The organism is Mesorhizobium sp. M7A.F.Ca.US.011.01.1.1 (assembly GCF_003998295.1).
Taxonomy (GTDB): domain Bacteria; phylum Pseudomonadota; class Alphaproteobacteria; order Rhizobiales; family Rhizobiaceae; genus Mesorhizobium.
Genome location: NZ_RZRT01000009.1, coordinates 96,666 through 116,460 on the forward strand (window position 1 = coordinate 96,666; position 19,795 = coordinate 116,460).

Consider the following 19,795-nt stretch of genomic DNA (forward strand, 5'->3'; position numbering starts at 1 on the left):
ACGAAACGGGGTCTTCGACGTCTGCTGCCTTCGCCGATGCTTTGCGAAGTGGCATAATGTTTCGACGCACGCAGGCGCGGGCAGGGGATGTCAGTCATGAATCTCCTGACTGGCGCGGATCAGGCCGATTGGCGGGATGAAAGATCATACGACTACACCGCTGGCCTGACGCTGCGGGAGTGGGCTTGGGAGTTCTTACGCCGCAATCCAGCGTTCCAGCGCGATCTGACCGCTGCGCGCCAGCATTGCAAGACTTGGTCTCTCCAATCCTTTCTCGATATGGTCGCGTCGGCCGGCGACCTGTCACGCTGGGGTGTTCTGTTTCGCGGAGTCTTGTGGCCGCGCTTCGGTCGTATTCTGGTGTCCGCTCTGGTGCGTCCATGTGCTGCCGGTCATTGCGGAACGGTTGCCTGCCTCGTCGCCGACACCGCCGTTCGAACTCTCGGCATTGCCCTGTCGTGCAATCGTCCTGCTGGCGCCCGACAAGAGCCAGCATGTTCTTCTTCGCAATGCGGACCACGCGCTGCAGCTCGCCGTCTCGGGCGCGAATATCCTCCACCCTGTTTGCCTGCATACGCAAGCCATCTGGCCCGCGGTGCTTTTAAAGCATCGACTGAGGGGACTGGAGTGCCTCAATGCTCTCAGTCTAGGGCAACAGTTGCCCCCCCGCTTGTTTGCGCCGGAAAAGCGCGGCGTTCGTTTGTCCTTCGTTCTTCGTGCGCTCGACGGTTCGCTCGCCGGAGCACCTCATCGCGAGCTCGCCGAAGTTCTCATCGGTCAACGGCGCGTCCATGCCGACTGGGCGGATCCTCGCGATCATCTGCGCGACCGCATCCGTCGGGCCGTCTCGCGTGGCCGCGCGCTCATGAATGGTGGCTACAGAGATTTCCTAATTTGAAAAGCGACAGTCCGCGCTGTGCGTCGGTGGATGAACGTTCGCTCGCAGCTGTACCCGTCACCAACAGTTCGCCCGCCGACAGGACTGCATGGCGCCTTGCAAGTGCGCTCTGGTCTAGCTTGTCGATGCCGAAATGAGATGGGCGAGGGTGCCAAGGCGGTGGTTCATTAGGGCCGGCCTCGACCTGGACGCACATCATTGGTCGGAAAGCGGCGTGCACCGCAATGTCGCCATAGCAGCCAAGATCCTTTGAGGCCGGACCTGCAGTCCTGTTGGACCGGCGGGTGCAACAATATGGAGGGATCTGAGGCCTCACACCGTTCCCTGGTCGACAGCTCGGTCAACATAGCACCCACCGCTTGATTATGGAAATGGTGTGCCTGGAGTGCAGCGAGTAGCGGCTTGCTGCGCACTGTCCTAAGAATAGCAGTCATGACCCGTCTGGGGTTCTGCAACACGACGATTCAACCGCTTGGGCATTGTCGCATATCCCACAATGTAGAATGCGCAACAGGGCAAAAGCTGATCCATCGGCGGTTTATCAATGCTTTTTGGCTTGGCACGGCACATGCAACGCAATCGGCAAAAGGCGCACGAACTGAGTGGCCCATCGGCCCTAGGAGCGCTGACTTATGCCCTCCCAAGGCATGTCCGGCCCGACAGCGAGCTCAGTCTCCTGCCGGGCATCCGTGTTTCAGGTCAACGGCGTTTGGAACTTCCAATTAGGTGGCGGCATTGACCGCAGGCCGCCCCCCGGTGGGGCGGAGAGACAGTGCAGCAGGTTTCAAATCCCGCCCATGCAAAGATATTTCATTTCCAGATAGTCCTCGAGGCCATGACGGGAACCCTCCCGCCCGATGCCGGATTGTTTGATCCCGCCAAACGGTGCCGCCTCCGAGGACATGCGTCCCGTGTTGATGCCAACCATGCCATATTCCAGAGCCTCTGCCACACGCCAGACCCGCTTCAGGTTTGAGGCATAGAAGTATGCGGCGAGGCCGTATATCGTGTCATTGGCCTCGCGCACGACCTGATCCGCATCGTTGAAGCGAATGATCGGCGCGAGCGGCCCGAATGTCTCCTCTTGCGCGACTGCCATGACGCTGGAAATCTCGGTGAGGACCGTGGGTTCGAAAAACGTGCCATTCTTGCCGATACGCTGGCCCCCGCATCGTATTGTGCCGCCTTTCGCAATGGCATCTGCGACGTGAGACTCGATCTTGGCCAGAGCATGCTTGTCGATGAGCGGTCCGATGTCCACTCCGGCATCGAATCCGTCGCCAACCGACAAGTGCCGGATTCTTTCCACGAATTTCTTGACGAACTCATCGTGAACGCTCGATTGGACGTAAATGCGGTTCGCGGAAACGCAGGTCTGGCCGGCATTGCGGAACTTCGCCTGGACCGCACCGTCAACAGCACCGTCAATGTCGGCATCATCGAAGATGATGAAAGGTGCATTGCCGCCGAGTTCAAGGCTGACCTTCTTGATCTGGTCAGAGCACTGACGCATCAGCAGCCGTCCGACCTCGGTCGAACCGGTGAAGCTGATCTTTCGAATCTTGGAATTGGTGCAGAGTTCACGGCCCACGCGATCACCTTCGGACGCATAGATCAGGTTGACCACGCCATCGGGAAAGCCGGCCTGATGGGCGAGGGCGAACATTGCGCCAGCCACGAGCGGCGTCTGTTCAGCGGGCTTGAGCACGATTGTGCAGCCCGCAGCCAAGGCCGGCGAGATTTTGCGCGCCACCATGGAGGCCGGGAAATTCCATGGCGTGATCGTGCCAACAACGCCGATGGGCTGCTTGATCACTAGCATTCGGCGGTCTGTCGAGGGTGCCGAGATCGTCTCGCCATAGACGCGATTGGCCTCCTCGGCATACCATTGCAGATACGCCGCCGCATGCGATACCTCTGAAATGGCTTCGGCAAGCGGCTTGCCCATTTCCGCAGTCAGAATCGCGGCGAGATCGCCTGCATGGTCGATGATCAGCTGATGCCATCGCCAAAGAACGTCGCTACGTTCTCGGGCCGTCAACGCGGCCCATCCCGACTGCGCAACATAGGCCTTGTCTACCGCAGCACGTGTCTCCTCCACGCCCATATCGGGAAGCTCTGCCAAAACTTCGCCGGTCGACGGATTGACGACCTCGAACGTCTTATTGCCAACTGGTCTGCCGAGTGCCGGCAGGCGGTCGATGGCTCCAAACAGGTGCGGGGATTTCAGACGGCGGATCATCGGCAGGCACAGGGGCAATACCGGATTCCTCCTCAACGCAGCGAACATCCAGGTCGACAGGCCGTCAGTGTGTATTCTGCACCAGTGGGTTCGTCGTAGGGCCTCGGCAAAGCAGCTGGTAGACCACGCTAGCCCGATGAAAAGACAGCAGTTTCGTTAGTTTGAGTGCCCGCGGTTCATCAATTGATGGATTAAGCAGTCGGATGTTTGCTTCATCCACCATGCCTGCTGGTGGCATGCGACTGAATTCTGCAAAAAGGCGGCATACATGCTGAGGAGCGCCATTTCGGCGAGAGGCCGCCGGACCGCCAATGCCGCGCAAGGTCGGCGAAAACGACTCCGCGCGTCTGCATGATCTGCTTGGCCCACGGGCCTCCACATTCGCTCTTCCCACGAGAAGCCCCGATGAAGAAGGAAGGTGAGATGAGTTTCTTTACTCATCCTTGCCGCCCAGCGGCGGGCCGACCACCAAAATGGCGGGCTCGGCCGAAAGCAGCTTTTTGGCCGCCGCCTTGACCTGTTTGAGCGTCACCCGACCGATGCTGCGGGCGCGACGCTGGTTGTAGTCGACGTCGGCCTTGTGAATCTGCAAATCCAGGAGCCGGTCTGCAATCGAGCGGGTCGAGCCCAGTTGGTCGATGGCATAGGCGCCGATCAGGTGCTTCTTCGACGCCTTGAGCTCGGCCCCGGTCGGTCCTTGCTGCGCCATCTGCTTTACCACATCTCGCACGATGCTCAGTGTTTGGGCAGCGCAGTCCGAGCGTGTCTCTGTCGTAACCAGAAGCGAGTCAAGGGTTAGTTCAGAGCTGACGTGATAGGCAAGGCCGCGTTTTTGACGTACCTCCTCGTAAAGGCGGGAAGTCAAGTATGAGCCGCCAAGGATGTCGTTCAGCAGCACGGCCGCGTAGAAATCCGGCGCGCTAGGCTTCACGCCAGGCCAGGCCAACGTCAGCGAAGTCTGCGGCAGGTCGTAGTTCTCCTCCACCAGTTGACCGAGTTTCGGCGCGACATCGTAGACGGGGACGAGGGTTTGTTGCTCAGGCAAATCACCAAACAGCTGGTCAAGCCTTTCCCTCAACGTGTTCGCGTCAATGTCACCCACCACGGCAATATGGAGCCCGTCGCGAGCGAAAATGGCCTGGTGGAAGGCGCGGAGGTCGGACGGCGTGATGCCGGGCAGGCTCTCTTTTGTGCCTTCTCCCAGCCTTGAACAAGGATGCGCGCCATAGATCGCGCGCAGCCATTTGCGCTGAGCGATGGCGTTAGGGTCTCGCTCGCTGCCGACGATGCGGGAGACAATCTCGGCGCGGACGCGATCGATCGGCCCCTGCTCGAAGCGCGGCGCGTTCAGCGCGAGCCGAAGCAGGCCGAACGCCGCGTCCTGCTTTTTGGAAAGCATGCACATCGATCCGTAGATGTCGTCGCTTTGCGCGTCCAAACTCATTTCGGCGCCGGCATGGTCGAGCTTCACCTGGAAGGCACCGCTGTCGTAATGGCCAGCGCCTTCGATGAACAGGCCGGCCATCAGTTTGGCCATCCCCTCCTTCCCGACCGGGTCCTGCTTGGTGCCGCCCTTGAAGGCAAAGCCGATGTTGACGATTTCCACTGTGTGGTCCTCCACCAGCCAGGCGATGATGCCCTTTTCGGACTTCACCTCCTGGATGTTCATCGCAGCATGGGGCCGAGCGCCGAGCGTCATCTCTTGATTCTCCGTCTTGGGCAAGAGATAGCCCGTGGTCGAACGGTCGAACGCGAGATAGCGGGCGGCAACTGCTTTGATTTGCTCGGGGGTAACCTTGCGGATGCGATTCGGCCGTTCCTCGACATCCTTCACGGTACCGCCGGTGGCCAGCGTCGAGCCGTAGATGCTGGCGAGCCAGTCCAGGTTGTCTTCCGCAAAGATCATATTGAGCAAATAGTGGTCCTTGGCCTTGCCTAGTTCCTCGTTGCTGACACCATCCTCGGCAATGCGGGCAACTTCGGCAGCGGCCGCCGCTTCGAGATCAGCCAGCTTGGCATCGCCGCGCGGTGCGCCATAGATGGCGAACTTGGTGTCGTCGAGCATAGTGCCCTGGAAATAGACGCGGGCGCTGGAAGCGATACCTTGCTGGACAGCGAGCGCCTGGTAGAGCCGGCCGCGGTTACCGCCGCCGAGAATTTCGGCCAGCAGGTCGAGCGCTTCGGCCTCGCCCGGCTTGGCGGTGTGGTAGGACGGCACCACCCACTGCGTCGAAAAACTGGGCACGCTGACGCGGGCGTCTGAGAGCGTGACGGTGCGCCTGGTGTTCTGCTCGGGCTCAACCGGCCGGATGCGCGGCGGCAGGTCAGGTCCGCGCGCCACCTTGCCATAGGTCTTTTCGGCCAGCGCCCGCACCGTGTCCGGTTCGACATCGCCGGCCACGATCAGCACGGAGTTGTTGGGCCAGTAGTACTTTTCATAGAAGACGGTGGCGTCGACGCGGTTCAGCTGCTCGATCTCCTGCATCCAGCCGATGATCGGGATGCGATAGGGGTGGTTCTGCCACAGCGTCGCGTCGATCTCCTCATGGAGAACGTCCTGCGGGTTGGTGTCGGTGCTTGAGCGGCGCTCCTCGATGACCACATCGCGCTCGGTCTTGACGACATCGTCGGTCAGGATGAGGTTTCGCATTCGGTCGGCCTCGAAGCTCATCATCAGCTCGAGCGCCGACGGCGCCACTGTCTGATAGAAGGCGGTGTAGTCGGAGGAGGTGAAGGCGTTGTTGGAGCCGCCGATCTCGAACACTGCGCGGTCGAATTCGCCGCCCGCATGGTTGGTCGTCGCCTTGAACATCAGATGCTCGAAGAAATGGGCGATGCCGGATTTGCCCGGCGGCTCGTCGGCGCTGCCGATCTTGTACCACACCATGTGGGTGACGATCGGCGCCCGGTGGTTGGGAATGACGACCACCTCCATGCCGTTGTCGAGCACGAAATCCCTCGCCTTGCCGTCCTCCCATGCGACGGGGATCGGAGCCGGCCCCGCGCCGACCAACTCGGACGCAACGGACGTCCTGCGAAGCCCATGAGTGCGGGGCTTGCTTGGTAGTTCTGGTAGGGAGAGTGGGGTTATGGGCTGCGTTCCTGGCAAAGTGATCTGTTCCTCATTTTGAAGGATCTATGTCTCCCGAACGCCTATTGGGAGAAAGTGGATCGGCACGCGACGCCGAGCCACATGAGCCGTCAGCGTGTTGCTGGGCCTGACGCGAGCCTCATCTTTGGATGCGTCCGGGAAACTTTCGGCATGGTGAGGCCATGGGAAGTCTGCTCGTTATCCATTGGGTGTTTGCGGATACCTGAGCATGCCCCGTGCCAAGTAAGAAAGCCCCGATTCGCAAGGTTTGATCCAACCTTGATACTTGCGATATCCGACATTGTCGGGCATCCGACAGAAAGCGCCTTTCGCCGGCGCGCCGGCTATGACGCTCGCCTCCTCCGGCGTGACGACGATCCTTTGGCGGGCGCCGCGCACACCGATCTGCCCGCCTATCAGCACCGCGACATCGAAGGACAGCGCGATCGTGACTGGATGGGTCTTACGCAAACATGCAGCAGTGCCACCGCGATCAGGACTTCATCCGCCCCACAAAGACCCGAGCGCGAGGGACGACGTGTAAGGCAACATGTCATCCTCGATAATGATGCCGCGCATAAAGAGGTAAGGTCCCTCGTCGTACCGGCGAGCCCCTTCGCTGGGTCTCGCGAGGGTCTGGTTTGCGAACGTCGACCGACAGCATCACGGCATGGGCGGCCCCATCGGTAGGCAAGCATTGACCGTGCCATCAGCGTTGAGGCAGCGCAGAGCCCAATTTCCCGGTGCCAGCCGGTACGTTGGAGCTTCAACTGTGGCCAGCCAAGCGGGCCGAGGCCGTGAAACTCCTGATACCCTGGACCGTCCGGATTGCAACGCACGACGCCTTGGTCTCGCGCCAACGTCCATTGACGCTCAGCGAAGCATCATGCGGACGAGCTGGGAAAGCTTGGCCGGGCCGGCGCCTTCCCAGGCGCATGGGACGCGCGACGACCCATGTGGACCTTGGATTTCACTACGCACTTACGCTGCTTTGGCCTTGTCAGCAGCCTGAGCATAAAGCGTGCTCAGCTTTCAGGGCGAGCCTCTTTCATGTTGATAGCATCTGTCGTCATTCAGGATCGCCCCATTTTCGCATGCCGCTTGCAGCTTTCAGACTGTTGTCAGCCAGGGCCGCCATAAAGGGTCTCGTTTAACGCATTCGGGAGGCTTCATCACTCGACCACATTAATTTCGGGCCGTTCGCCGGCGCTCCGAATGGCACTTAACACCAGATCCTCTCCAAACCCGTGATGATCCAAGAGGAAAACGAAAAATCCCTAAATCATAAAAAAGCACCGATACGGTCGGCTCCAGGCTGATGAAATTGCGGTCTCACTGGCCACGCACGATACTTGCGATGGCGATGGCCATTGCAAAGGCCGGTCAAGCACCCAAGACGCTGACAAGCACGCCTCCGACCAAAGCTCGATCGTTGGCAGCCTTTCTAGCCGTATACTTGGGGCATTTTGGGACGGCGATCCGGACGCCGATTAAAACCTGCCGGTCGTCTAAATGGAATGGTTGGTCCGGGTCCTTACTGGACCTGCGCCAACCCGATCGGGCCGGCGCACAGGGGCACCCAGACAATTGGACACGTCGCCTTTGCGCGGCGGCTTGCACTTTCTCGGATGGCCTTTTTTCTCCCCGGGCGAAATCGAGCGAGCGGTGAGGCGGAGCCTTCGATTTTGCCGATCATGTCGTGTCGCTTCGATCGAACTGCTCAGACGATGATAGCGGCATTGATTGCCGCGGCCGAAATGCGTTGTGTGAAGTACGATTTCTACGCCGTATACATACTGCCGTACAGTTCGCCCTGTCAGCAGCCTTGCCAGCAATCCGCCCTGTGTCCAACTGTCGTCGAATTCACCGGTGTCATTGAGGAATTCGTATGATCGCCTCGAAACCATCATTGCGACCGCGGGCGGGCGACGCAAGCTCTAGACTGCCACCGATCCGCTGGATAACCATGTTAGCGATATGTAGACCAAGGCCTGAGCCCGCAGCAGGAGTAGCACCACGACTAAATCGCTTTGTAAGCCCTTCGAGGTCGGGGAGGGGCACCACCGGTCCGGCGTTTGCAATAGCGATGGTTCCATCAGTTTGGACGGAAACTGTTGTCGGAACAGTGGGCAGTCCATGTATCAGCGCATTCTCGATCAGGTTACGAAGGAGGATCCCAAACGCATCGACATCCACTTTGCGCATCAAAGTGGGGCAGCCGTCGACGTTAAGATGCAGGCGTCCGGCATATTGCGGCTTTTTCCTCAGGTCATCGATTTCCAGCCGAACCGATCGGACAAGATCGATCGCGTGATCCGCCATGCCAACCCCCGATTCGGCTTGAGCGAGCTGAAGCACTTTTTCGACAAGGCGGCCAAGGCTCGACAGCGCTTGCTCGATGCCGCGCGCACGCATTTTGGCCGACCCATTGGGAAGCTCGGCCACTAATCTCTGCATCTGAGCGATTGAACCTGCGATCGGCGTGCGCAGTTCATGCGCACTGTTTGCGGCGAACTCGCGTTCGGCCTCGAGAGCCGCCCGCAGACGATCGAGAAGCCGATTGACGGATGCCGCGATTGGAGCCAACTCTGCCGGGAAATCGCCCAAGTCCATTGGTGACAGATTGCCGCCGTCGCGCGATCCGATCTGCTGTCGCAGTACCTCGATTGGCCGCAGCGAGCGCCGGATCACGATCCACCAAACAGCTAAGCTAAAGGGCAGGAGCACGAGTGTCGGAAGGAAGACAAAAAGTGCGCCCTTCGCGATTGTGGTACGGCGGCCATCAAGCGGTTCGGCCAACTGATGATACACGCCGTCTTGGATCTCCTCTGTGTAGACGCGGTAATCAGCGTTTCGCCAAAAGCCGTTACTCAGGGGAGCATCAGGGAAGGGCTGCTGACCCTCTTCCGGTTCAGAAATAAGCACTACCCCGTACTTATTAATAACCTGCTCACGATAGGTCCAGTACTTTTCATAAGTTGGCAAGTGGTTATTGTATTGATCAACGTGTTTTCCATTCAAGACCTTGATCAGCTCTGGTTCTCTGTACTCTGCGCTCCCCTGGAGCAAGTCATCCGAACTTTCGTTTACATTATTGCAAAAAATGAACGCAGCAATGGTTGGGGCGGCGATCCAAACCAGGAGCGTTGCCCCGCCTAACCACGATATCAGCTTTCTCGTCATGCTGTTCGAGTTCGTCATGTGACCACGAGCCTGTATCCGGAGCCACGCACGGTTGCTATTCTATCCCCGCCGATCTTCTTGCGGAGCCGGCTGACATAAACCTCCACTGTGTTGCTCTCGAACTCCGAATTGAATGAATAAAGCGCGTGCTCGATCCTCCCCTTTGAAACGACCGAACCGGGCCGGCGTAGAAGGCAGTCGAGCACCGCCCATTCGCGTCCAGACAGGTGGACCTCCTGCCCGTCGCGGAAGAGGCGTCGCTCGGCTGCCTGTATGGAAAGCGTCCCAACCGAAAATTGCGGCTCCGGAAAATGCCCTTGGCGACGTGCCACTGCACGGATGCGTGCCGAGAGTTCCCCCAGATCGAACGGCTTGACCAAATAGTCGTCGGCGCCAGCGTTGAGCCCCTCGATGCGATGCGAAATCCGATCGCGGGCTGTCAGAATGATGACCGGCGTTGTATCAAGCCCCTTGATCAGCTCCCGCAGATAGTCGATGCCATTGCCGTCCGGCAGGTGAACGTCGAGCAAAATAACGTCGTAGCCGGCCACAGCTGCATGACCGCGCGCTCCGGACAGGCCCTCGGCCCAGTCGACCGCGTGGCCACCAGCCACCAAATGATCGTGCACAGCACTTCTAAGGTCGTCGTCGTCTTCAATGAGCAGTATTCGCATCAGGCTGCCGAGCTCCGGTATGAGGGCAAGGCTCCTGCCTTATTGATCGAAGCTGACAGTAGGCTGAACCGGCGCCAGCGAATATCTGGGGGCTTTCAGGCTGCTGTCAGCTACAATTGCAAGAAAGGGGTCGTTAACAAAGCCAAACGAAGAGGCCTTATGAAACCCCTCCTGATCTCGGCACTTTTGCTCAATGTGACCACCGGCGGCTGTACACTGGTTGGCGGGCAATTCGACGTGGCGGTCAACGAATGGCAGCCGCGCCACGCGTCAATGTCCAGGCTTGAAACTGACAGGTGTCTTAAATACGAGGGCACCGTAGCGGGTGCCTCCAGTTATCGAACAGTGCCTAGCAGGTCAGAAGTGCACTTTGACCATAGGGGTCGTCCGTATTTTCGGCGCTCGCGAACAGAGTCGACGGTCAATCGATGCGCCACTGCCAGAGTCTGGAACGGTCAAGTGTTTGTTATCCCCCGTCCGGGCCATATTCTCTGCCGAGGACCAAGAAGGCCCTATTTTCGGTGCCCACGAACAGAGCCAACGGTCAATCGATGCGCCACTGCCAGGGTCTGGAACGGTCAAGTGTTTGTGATCCCCTGTCCCGGCCGTGTTCTCTGCCGAACTCGCCCTTGTAGTCGGCACACCAAAGATCGTTAGGGCGACAGCCGTTTGAAAGTGGTGTCCCCGTCGCCCTGTTGCGCCTGCGCTTGCGGCGCTCGACCATGCCGTGGCGGTCGAGCACGGCATGCACGGCCGAGATCGCGGGCCGGTGCACATCCGGATACAGCCGGGCCAGCCGCTCGCGTATCTTCGGCGCACCCCATGTCGGCTTGTCTTGCTTGAGGCGCACAATCAGCTTCTCGATTTGAAACGGAAGCTGATTGGCGTGGCGATAGGGCCGCCGCGATCGGTCCGTCAGCCCTCCAGGCCGCTGTCGTTGTAGCGCGTGAGGATCTTGTAGCCGGTCTTGCGCGAGATATCGAACTCCCGGCAAAGCACCGCCATCTTCTCGCGTCCAGCAGCCGGGCGACGAACTTCAGCCGCTCTTCCATGACGTTACACTCCTTCCAAGGCACCTTGCTCTCCTTGCAAAGGGCCGAAAGTGTAACCCATCTATCCGGAATGAACTGTCACCCATCTCTCGGGAAGGAAAGTCATGGCCAAGGCAACTGGAAGCCGAATTTTCTTTTAGAGTATGAATCAGCGCCGTCTGCCGAAAAGCGCGTCCACGATCTTCCCTTTTGAAACGACCGTGCAGGGCTGGGGCAGACGGTAGTCGAGCACCGCCCATCCGCGTCAAGTCAGGTAGACCTCCTGCCCGTCGCGGAAGAGGCGTCGCTCGGCTGCCTGTATGGAAAGCGTCCCAACCGAAAATTGCGGCTCCGGAAAATGCCCATGGCGACGTGCCACTGCATGGATACGCGCTGAGAGTTCCCCCAGATCGAACGGCTTGACCAAATAGTCGTCGGCTCCAGCGTTGAAGCCCTCGATGCGATGCGAAATCCGATCGCAGGCTGTCAGAATGATGACCGGTGCCGATTCAAGTTCCTTGATCAGCTCCCGCAGATAGTCGATCCCATTGCCGTCCGGCAGGTGAACGTCGAGCAAAATAAGGTCGTAGCCGACCACAGCTGCATAATCGCGCGCTTCGGACAGGTTCTTGGCCCAGTCGACCGCGTGGCCACCAGCCACCAAATGATCGTGCATAGCACTTCCAAGGTCCTTATCGTCTTCAGTGAGCAGTATTCGCATCATGCTGCCGAGCTCCGGTATGAGGGCAAGGCTCCCATCTTATTGGTCGAAGCTGACAATAGGCTGAACCGGCGGCAGCGAATTATTTGGGGAGCTTTCAGGCTGCTGTCAGCTACAACTTGCAAGAAAGGGGTCGTTAACAAAGCCAAACGAAGAGCCCCTATGAAACCCGTCCTGAACTCGGCACTTTTGCTCAATGTGACCCCCGGCGGCTGCATCAGCAAATTGATTTGGGAAACAGGCGCGCCGGTTCTAATGACCGACGCAGGCCGAGGTCTGGAGCTGGACCAGCGAACGGCGTCTTCGGTTTTTCAGGCAACAGCCACATGGAAGAATATGATTGGCTCGACCATGCGCCGAGCTTTGTCGAACGGATTGGTCGCGGGCGCACTACCACAGATTATGGCAGGTTTACGCCCTGGCCTTGACACCCGGGGTGATCGTCACCGGCGGAGCCGCGGCGTACTGATCGGATATCTAACGTCGCTGAGTCTCTCGTCGGTGCAGTGGATCTCTCGGCTTAGCCATCATGCAAAAAACGACGGTTCCGCGACACCACTTTTCAGGTCCGTGACACAGGCTTTGTGAGCCGATCTGTTGTTCTTACCCCAGGCTAATGGCTGAACAGCTCTGTCGCCGGCTCGATGCGCCAGATGGCGCGATGTTTTGAACCCTTTCACGAGGCGACGGCAGCAGCCGACCGGCTCTCCTATCGCGGCTCCCGCGATCCACACACCCAACAAGGGAATCTACCATGGTAATGAAGGCACCGGTTGCCGACGCTAGGAATGGGTCGGTAGTAGATCGGCTGGTCGGCATCGACCTCGCTCGGGGCCTGGCTGTCTTCGGGATGTATGCCGCCCATCTCGGTCCCGACCCCGGCGAAGGAGGACTAGTCGGGTTTCTGATGGAACTAACCCATGGGCGGCCGTCGGCCCTGTTTGCCGTATTGGCCGGTTTTTCAATCCTCCTGATTACAGGTCGCAAGGCGCCGAAGTCGGGGATAGCCGGTAGACAGGCCATCGCCAGAGTCGCAATTCGTGCCCTTGTTTTGCTCGCGCTTGGCTCAATCCTGGGCTGCCTCGGTACCCAGGTCGAAGTCATCCTAGAATACTACGGAATTTGCTTCTTGTTGGTATTGCCGCTCCATCGGCTCAGCGCATATCAGCTGGGCTTGATCGCTGCCGCTACGGCATTAGTTCTCCCGCAAGTCCGTTCCTCCCTTCTGTCGGTTGCCCCCAACCTCCTCGACCCGGTCTTCAACCTCATGGTCAACGGCTACTATCCCGCGGTGACCTGGGTTCCTTTCCTCATCGCTGGCATGGCCATCGCGCGCCTTAATCTTAATACGCTAGCAGCGCATTGGCGCCTTGGTCTGGCGGGGGTCGCGCTGGCCGTGTTGGGCCATGGGGGATCCTTGCTCGCGCTGAGTTCCCGCGCTTTGACTGAAACCTCCTTGTGGTGGTCTGACGTTGACGGCGCTTTTGAGCCTTCCAAGTCGTCATTTATAGTCAAGTCGTCATGGATAGCCGCACCTCATAGCGAAACGACGCTTTCGATCGTGGGCAGCACCGGTTGCGCAATGATCATCTTGGCGGCTTGCATGCTCGCTGTGGATGCGCTCCCGCGTCTGCGAAAGCTGGTCTGGCCAATAATCGCAGTCGGCTCGATGTCTTTGACGGCCTATGTGCTGCACATTGCGGGAATAGCCTATCTTATGAAGATAAACATTTTCAAAGACGAGAGCCTGTCCACGCTCTTTGGCTTCGTTGTGGTTATCAGCACTTTTGCGGTGCTTTGGCTGCGCATCTTCCAGCGAGGACCGATGGAAGTGCTGATGGGTAGGGTCGCAGATCTCGCGCGTCACATCCGCTGAGCACCGCCGCGCCCCGGCCTCCCGATCACATTACGGACAAGGTGGGGCTTTGTCCAAAGCTTGTTCGCGGCAGGGGAGGGTACTTCCTCCCAGCCTGCCGCCTTGTTGATGGAAGCTAAAACGGTCGCGCAGGCGCTAGAGTTGCATCGGCATAATCAGCTTAAACTCGCGAAGTTAAACCCGCGGTTGGTCTATCTCGGCCCGCCTCACCTGAAAGGCTAAGGTATCCGTTTCGGTCAAGGGTTTTAGGGGCCATTTTCGCTGCGCCTTGAGGAGAGCGTTTGCTAGGATGAGGAGCTTTCGCAACAAGATGATGACCTTTGCGGGTTTGCCTGCCGCCTTTAGCGCCTGGTATTTTGCCTTGAGGTCGGGGTTGAAGCGCAGGGCGAAGGGCCGGGCATGTAGAGGGCCTGGCGAACATTGGCCCGGCCGCCCCGGATGAAGGCGCGGCCGCTCCATTTTGCCGAGGCCGGCGAGGCTTGCGGCCTTTGGTTCCGAGTTCCGGCATGTCGATGGTGAGTGTGCAGGCGGTGGCATCCGATGCGCCATATGCTGGTCAGGATTTCGCGGCGCTGGACAGCGTCGGGATCGGCTTTCATGAGGGTAAGCATCGTCTGATCGATATCGCTGAGTTCACGTGGATCTGCTTCCAGCCACTCGTTGTTGTGGCGCCTGAGCAAGGCAAGCGGTCAAGGTCTGGCTCTGGTGCTGGCTGCGGTGCGATCCCCGCACGGGCCAGGTGCCGATCGTGTCGACGATCCACCTCGCCGCGACCAGAGAGCTGCTACTCTCTTCCGCTGTTCATTCTGGCCTCTTCGCAATGAATGTCATAAAATCACCTGTCGCAATTAATGGTTTTTGATTTGGCTCCTACAGCTGGCAGATATCGCCGAGAGTTCCGCAGAGAGCGTCGAAAGTTTTGGCCGCCTTCTTCCGCAGCCGCGCCTTGAGTTTTGAGCAGACCTGTCTTGATCGGGTTGAGATCGGGCGAGCATGGCGGCAGGATCAGGAGCCAGTGCCCCTTTGGCCAACCAGTGGGCGGCGCGTACCTTGCCGACAATCTGGGGTTCCGAACCCGACAGTTGGTTTTCAACCCGACAGTGGCCCGCCTCAGAGCAGGCTACCGCCCTTCGGAGCAGGCAGAAGCTAATCGAGGTTCGCGGGTTCCGGTTTGAATGTGCAGGTCGCTGCGCGCCTGATCTTTCGGTCTGGCGGCACATGACAAAAACTCTCATTTTGGCCGACGATACCCGGTCAGGAGCGGGTATCGCAGTCGAGAAGCGACCCGAGCACGTCCACAAGATGTGCCGAGTTTGCAAGGTGTGTCATTGTTTCTGTCAACGTTCGAGCGACAGCGCACGACGAAACGTCTGGCATACGCCTCGTCTGGCACGCGCCTCGCATATGTTGCAGTTGCTGCTGGAGATCAGGCGATCGAGTGGGCCTTGCAATTTTCCGATTTTGATGCGCCTAAAGTCTCGTGTACAAATCAGGCTGGCGTGAATGGCCTGCCTAAGTTGCGACTTATTACAAAGGAATGGATATGGCGACTGGAACGGTGAAGTGGTTCAACAGCACGAAGGGTTTTGGTTTTATTCAGCCTGACAACGGCGGTCAGGATGTCTTTGTCCACATTTCCGCTGTTGAACGAGCGGGCCTGTCGACCCTTAATGAGGGCCAGAAGATCAACTACGAGGTGGAACAGGATCGCCGCACGGGAAAGTCCTCTGCAGGCAGCCTCAGCAAGGCTGGCTAACGGTCCGGGAAAGCCTTGGCAAGGTTCGTCATCGCCGGAACGCATTGACGGCTCGAAACCCGGGCCGGAGCATGCAAGTTAATGCCGCGGCAGGGATTGCTGGAGCCATCATGAATTACTCTGGAAATGAGGCTCTTGGACGGGAAAGGCGGGGCTCATCCCCGCCCTTTGATTCCGCGCAGATTGGGCCAACGGCTGCTGCGCGTCCGAACGACTGTTGATACGGATTTAGGCTGCGACCTTCTTGCGGGTCCGTTTCGCCGGCGCCGTGGCTGGGGCTTCCGGCTCTTTCGGTTTGCGGCCGAGTCCCATGGTCTTGGCCAAGGCGGAGCGCGCAGCGGCGTAATTCGGCGCCACCATGGGATAATCCGACGGCAGACCCCATTTGGCGCGATATTCGTCTGGGGTCAGACCATAGTGCGTCGCCAGATGGCGCTTTAGCGATTTGAATTTCTTGCCGTCTTCAAGGCTAATGATGTAGTCCGGTTCGATCGACTTTTTGATCGGGACAGCAGGTTTTTTTACAGGCACAGGCTCTTCTGCCGGTATGAGTCCAGCCGTGCCGTTTAGAGCCCCGTGCACTTGGGCGATCAGGGCAGGAAGCTCCCCCGCCGGGACGGGGTTGTTGGAGACGTAGGCTGATACAACATCGGCAGTGAGCTCGATGAGGATGTCGGTCTTGTGGGGTTCTTCTGTCATAAACTTCTCCGGGCAGCTTGAAACACAGTTGGGCGAAGTGTCGCTTCATAGTGGCGGTTGCCGCTGAAAGCAAATGGATCGACGGGTGCGCTGCTCCTCCACCATTGAAGTCTCGGCGACGCATCCCGTCATCGTCCATCGCTAAAGGCAGCGTATTGAATTATGGGAGCGGTCGCGCCCGCCCCACCATAGCGATACAGCAAGACAATCAAAAAAGCCGGTCTTTGCTTGGCCCCAAATCTTTTCTCCTTTCGTGAACGCTGAGCTGCCAAGCTGCTACAGTTCACCTCGCGGGGCAACCGTGCACAACACAGGAGTTGCCCGAGCGATACATTCTTCACTTGCCGCTTATCAGCGCTGGTGATTGCACTTTGCAGCCTGCCTCCGGACCCGCAGCGCTCACGCTGTTGGTTTTGCGCCTGCAGGCGTCGGAAGTCGGATCGCCGCAGCTAATTTCCTCAGGCGGACGAATTCAACAAATCGATTGTTTGGATCGAAGGCATCCACACCATCGATGCCTCTAGAATATGATCCAGCTACAATCACCGTGCTGTAATGGCAGGGACGGCCAGCACAAGCGCGACACGATCCGGCGGGTCCATCGCTGCGTTACGTATTCATGGCTACTGCATCGGGCGCTCGGTCGACCGCCTTAAGCCAGGTCGCCGCATTGCGAGACGGTGACCGGCGAGGGAGAGGGCGCTCTGGCAACGAAGCGAGGCGGGTGGCCTTGCGGGTGGCCGCGTGATGTCATCCGGCTCTCCTGCCGATCTCTGCCGGCCAGATCTGGAGCAACTGTTTTGCATAGATATGGCTCTCTTCAGGGGGCCATCTATGATGGGAGCCGAGCGCGTGTTCGAGCCGGGGAACAGGCTGCGCATGCACTGTGCCCACCTATTGCGATCGTGCTAACCTTGGTTGTTCGGACTTGCCGTTAAAGGCAAGCGACAGATTGAAGTTATGCTGCACCATCTGATTGCCTGGCTCGTTTTCGAGAGCTCGCCGATACAGGGCCTGTGCCGCGTCATGCCGCCCCTCAATGTCCAAAATCACGCCCTTCGCATTCAATGCACGTACGTTTCCTGGGGCTGCAACCAAGACGCTGTCGAGCACCTCAACCGCTTCGTGCGGGCGCTTCTGGCCCACCAAGGCATTTGTAAGTCGTATCGCCGCATCAACATTGTCCGGGTGCTGCTTCACCTCATCCCGCAAAGCCCGCTCTTGAACATCCTGACCAACTTCGCGCAAAATGCGTTCGCGCATAGCCGGATCGATTTGATCGGCGCTGAGCAACTCGGGGGAAGATGTCTCCTGCACGGAAAGAGCCGGCTTTTGCCAGCTGGCGCAACCGCCCAAAGGCAGAATGGCGAGTACGGCAAAAAGAAGTGAGTTCCGGCGCAGAAACATAGGCGATGGAGAAACTGTATTACTATTCATGTTATCTCTCAGTTATCGGGGAGGCGCGTGGCGTTCAGTTAGGAAAGGTGGGACTACTCTAACAATCCGCTGTTCGATCCGTGCGGGAGTGTGACGGATCCTGCGGGGCGAATTGTAAAGTCGGAGGCGAGGTCTTGATAAGACAGCACGGCGAGATCAACCCCGTTTCGCGTCAGAAAGCCGCGGACGAAACGTCGGACATCCATCGACGTCAACAGAATAGGGCGGGTTTGACCCGGTTCTGCGTTCGAAAGGACCTGACGTATCTGTGATAGCATCGCTTCGCTTTGCCGATCCTCCAGTGCGAGATAGGGGCCTGCATCCGAATCTCGAACCGCGCCACGCATCACATCCTCGCTCTCGCGCTCGACGACCAGGGCGGACACGATGCCCTCCGTGTTGGCATGGCGGTGGCAGATCTGTCGCTTCAAACCAGAACGGACATATTCCGTCAGCAGGGCAACGTTCTGCTCACGCTCGCTCCATTCGGCCAATGCCTCCAACACGAGACGGGTGTGGCGGATTGGGATACCTTCCTCCAGGAGGCGGCGCAGAACATCGGCAATCCGAGGAATCGGCGTCGTGCGTAGCACCTCTTTCACAAGCTCAGAATATTCCTGCTCCATTCGGCCCAGGAAATGTCGGGTCTCTTGGATGCCCACCAATCGCGGTGCGTAGCGGGTCAACGCTGCATGGACGCGCAAGGCGAGGAGTTCGCCGGGAGCCCTATGCTCCGTGCCGGCGCCCGTAAGGGCCTTTGCAGGGGTATGTTCAACCGGGAGTCTGTCCGTTTTCGGCTCACGTCTAAGGGGGACACCGCTCGAGTCGACGTGCGCTACATCGGCTCGGAGCGCCATCTGGTTTGGATCTAAGGCGTCCTGTTCGACTGGCACGCCCTCGACATCAATTCGGAATTGCGATTCAGGCAGCTGCTCGTCAACCAAGACAGGGATGCGAGGAACGATAATGCCCAGATCGGCTGTGACCAGGAGCGAAACGCGCCCAATATGTTTTTGCAATTCGGCTTGATCGACCGCCTGCATAAGATCTGGCGCTAGAAAAAATGCGATCGGGAATTCCTTCGCAGGCGCGGCTTGCTTAGGCTCCGCTGCAGTTCCACCTTTCGCATCGGCAGTGCCGGCGCCCAGCACATCAGCCTTGACAATGCTTACCGCAGCGAACACTGCGGCCAGCATCAGAAAGACGGGGAGGGGAAACCCAGGAACGAACCCCATTACAACCAGGACGCCGGCCGCCAGTCGCAAGGCTCGAGTGCTGGCCGTGAGCTGACTGACCATTTCTGTACCGAGGTTGATCCTCGCCGTCCCAGTCACACGGGTGACGATGGTCGCCGCAGTAATGGAGAGCAGAAGGGCCGGAATCTGCGATATCAATGCATCGCCTATCGTCAGCAGAGTGTAGTGATGCAGTACCTCGCCGAAGGACATGCCCTTGGAGAGCAGGCCGATCGAAATTCCACCCAGCATGTTGATGCAGATAACCACCAGCCCGGCGATGGAATCGCCCTTCACAAATTTCATCGCGCCGTCCATCGCGCCATAGAGTTGGCTTTCCTTCTCCAATTCGGCGCGCCGCCGGCGGGATTCGTTGGCATCGATGTGGCCGTTGCGTAGCTCTGCGTCGACCGCCATTTGCTTGCCCGGCAGAGCATCCAGCGTGAAACGCGCCGCCACTTCTGCCACCCGTTCGGCACCCTTCGCGAGGACCATGAATTGCACCATGGTGACGACCAGAAATATGACGAAACCCACCACGATATTGCCTGAAATGACGAAATCGCCAAAAGTATGAATAATGCTGCCGGCCTCCCCCTCGGCCAGGATCAGTCGCGTCGTTGCGACCGTGAGCGCGAGACGGAATACAGTGGAAATCAAAATAACGCCGGGCAAAGAGGAAAAATCAAGTGGAGTACTGACATACAGGGCAACCATCATCAGCAGTATGGCCAACCCCATATTGAATCCTATCAGGGCGTCGACCACCACGACCGGGATAGGCATGACCATCATCGCGACAGCCAGAAGCAGCATCAACGCAACCATTAAATCCGGGCTGGCCGGCGCACGCTTGATGAAGTCACGCAGGACGTTGGCCATCGAGACACCTTTGCAATCGGTTGAGACTTACTCTGCTGTTACGCCATGAAACGTGGCTTTCGAACTCCGA

11 protein-coding genes and 2 pseudogenes are annotated in these 19,795 nt (G+C 58.8%); 3 read left to right on the forward strand and 10 right to left on the reverse strand.

Annotated elements, in window-relative coordinates; all coding sequences use genetic code 11:
- Window positions 1–382: 382 nt before the first annotated feature.
- On the forward strand, window positions 383–898 hold the full coding sequence (locus tag EOA13_RS12805; RefSeq protein WP_224570032.1) for a DUF2285 domain-containing protein: 516 nt from the start codon (window positions 383–385) through the stop codon (window positions 896–898).
- Window positions 899–1,682: 784 nt separating this feature from the next.
- Here EOA13_RS12805 and EOA13_RS12810 read toward each other — a convergent pair.
- From EOA13_RS12810 to EOA13_RS12840, 7 genes and pseudogenes are all read right to left on the reverse strand, one after another.
- A complete protein-coding gene (locus tag EOA13_RS12810) occupies window positions 1,683–3,158 on the reverse strand; it encodes an NAD-dependent succinate-semialdehyde dehydrogenase (protein WP_095769043.1) in 1,476 nt (491 codons plus the stop codon).
- Between the two features lie 415 nt (window positions 3,159–3,573).
- Window positions 3,574–4,839, reverse strand: a complete 1,266-nt coding sequence (locus EOA13_RS12815) for a pitrilysin family protein (RefSeq protein ID WP_128311092.1) — start codon at window positions 4,837–4,839, stop codon at window positions 3,574–3,576.
- A gap of 9 nt (window positions 4,840–4,848) precedes the next feature.
- A pseudogene (locus EOA13_RS12820) lies at window positions 4,849–6,153 on the reverse strand (pitrilysin family protein); the annotation flags it as partial.
- A gap of 1,950 nt (window positions 6,154–8,103) precedes the next feature.
- A complete protein-coding gene (locus tag EOA13_RS12825; RefSeq protein ID WP_063169275.1) occupies window positions 8,104–9,432 on the reverse strand; it encodes a HAMP domain-containing sensor histidine kinase in 1,329 nt (442 codons plus the stop codon).
- Complete coding sequence (locus EOA13_RS12830; protein WP_024505389.1) at window positions 9,429–10,088, reverse strand: response regulator transcription factor; 660 nt, start codon at window positions 10,086–10,088, stop codon at window positions 9,429–9,431. Before EOA13_RS12830 ends, EOA13_RS12825 begins: the two co-directional genes overlap by 4 nt.
- Before the next feature lie 619 nt (window positions 10,089–10,707).
- Window positions 10,708–11,140: pseudogene (locus EOA13_RS12835) on the reverse strand (helix-turn-helix domain-containing protein); the annotation flags it as partial.
- A gap of 244 nt (window positions 11,141–11,384) precedes the next feature.
- Complete coding sequence (locus EOA13_RS12840; protein ID WP_224570033.1) at window positions 11,385–11,843, reverse strand: response regulator transcription factor; 459 nt, start codon at window positions 11,841–11,843, stop codon at window positions 11,385–11,387.
- Between the two features lie 751 nt (window positions 11,844–12,594).
- On the opposite strand from EOA13_RS12840, the gene EOA13_RS12845 reads away from it, so the two are divergent.
- The gene (locus tag EOA13_RS12845) at window positions 12,595–13,716 is read left to right on the forward strand and encodes a DUF418 domain-containing protein (protein ID WP_063169274.1); all 1,122 of its coding nucleotides are present in this window, start codon (window positions 12,595–12,597) and stop codon (window positions 13,714–13,716) included.
- A gap of 1,543 nt (window positions 13,717–15,259) precedes the next feature.
- A complete protein-coding gene (locus EOA13_RS12850; protein WP_008874821.1) occupies window positions 15,260–15,472 on the forward strand; it encodes a cold-shock protein in 213 nt (70 codons plus the stop codon).
- 228 nt (window positions 15,473–15,700) lie between these two features.
- On the opposite strand, the gene EOA13_RS12855 is transcribed toward EOA13_RS12850, so the two are convergent.
- From EOA13_RS12855 to sctV, 3 genes are all read right to left on the reverse strand, one after another.
- Window positions 15,701–16,171, reverse strand: a complete 471-nt coding sequence (locus tag EOA13_RS12855; protein ID WP_024505385.1) for a MucR family transcriptional regulator — start codon at window positions 16,169–16,171, stop codon at window positions 15,701–15,703.
- A gap of 894 nt (window positions 16,172–17,065) precedes the next feature.
- Window positions 17,066–17,608 (reverse strand): tetratricopeptide repeat protein, encoded by a 543-nt coding sequence (locus tag EOA13_RS12860; RefSeq protein ID WP_082826568.1) that lies wholly within the window; start codon window positions 17,606–17,608, stop codon window positions 17,066–17,068.
- 53 nt (window positions 17,609–17,661) lie between these two features.
- Window positions 17,662–19,725 (reverse strand): type III secretion system export apparatus subunit SctV, encoded by a 2,064-nt coding sequence (sctV, locus tag EOA13_RS12865; protein ID WP_063169272.1) that lies wholly within the window; start codon window positions 19,723–19,725, stop codon window positions 17,662–17,664.
- Window positions 19,726–19,795 lie beyond the last annotated feature (70 nt).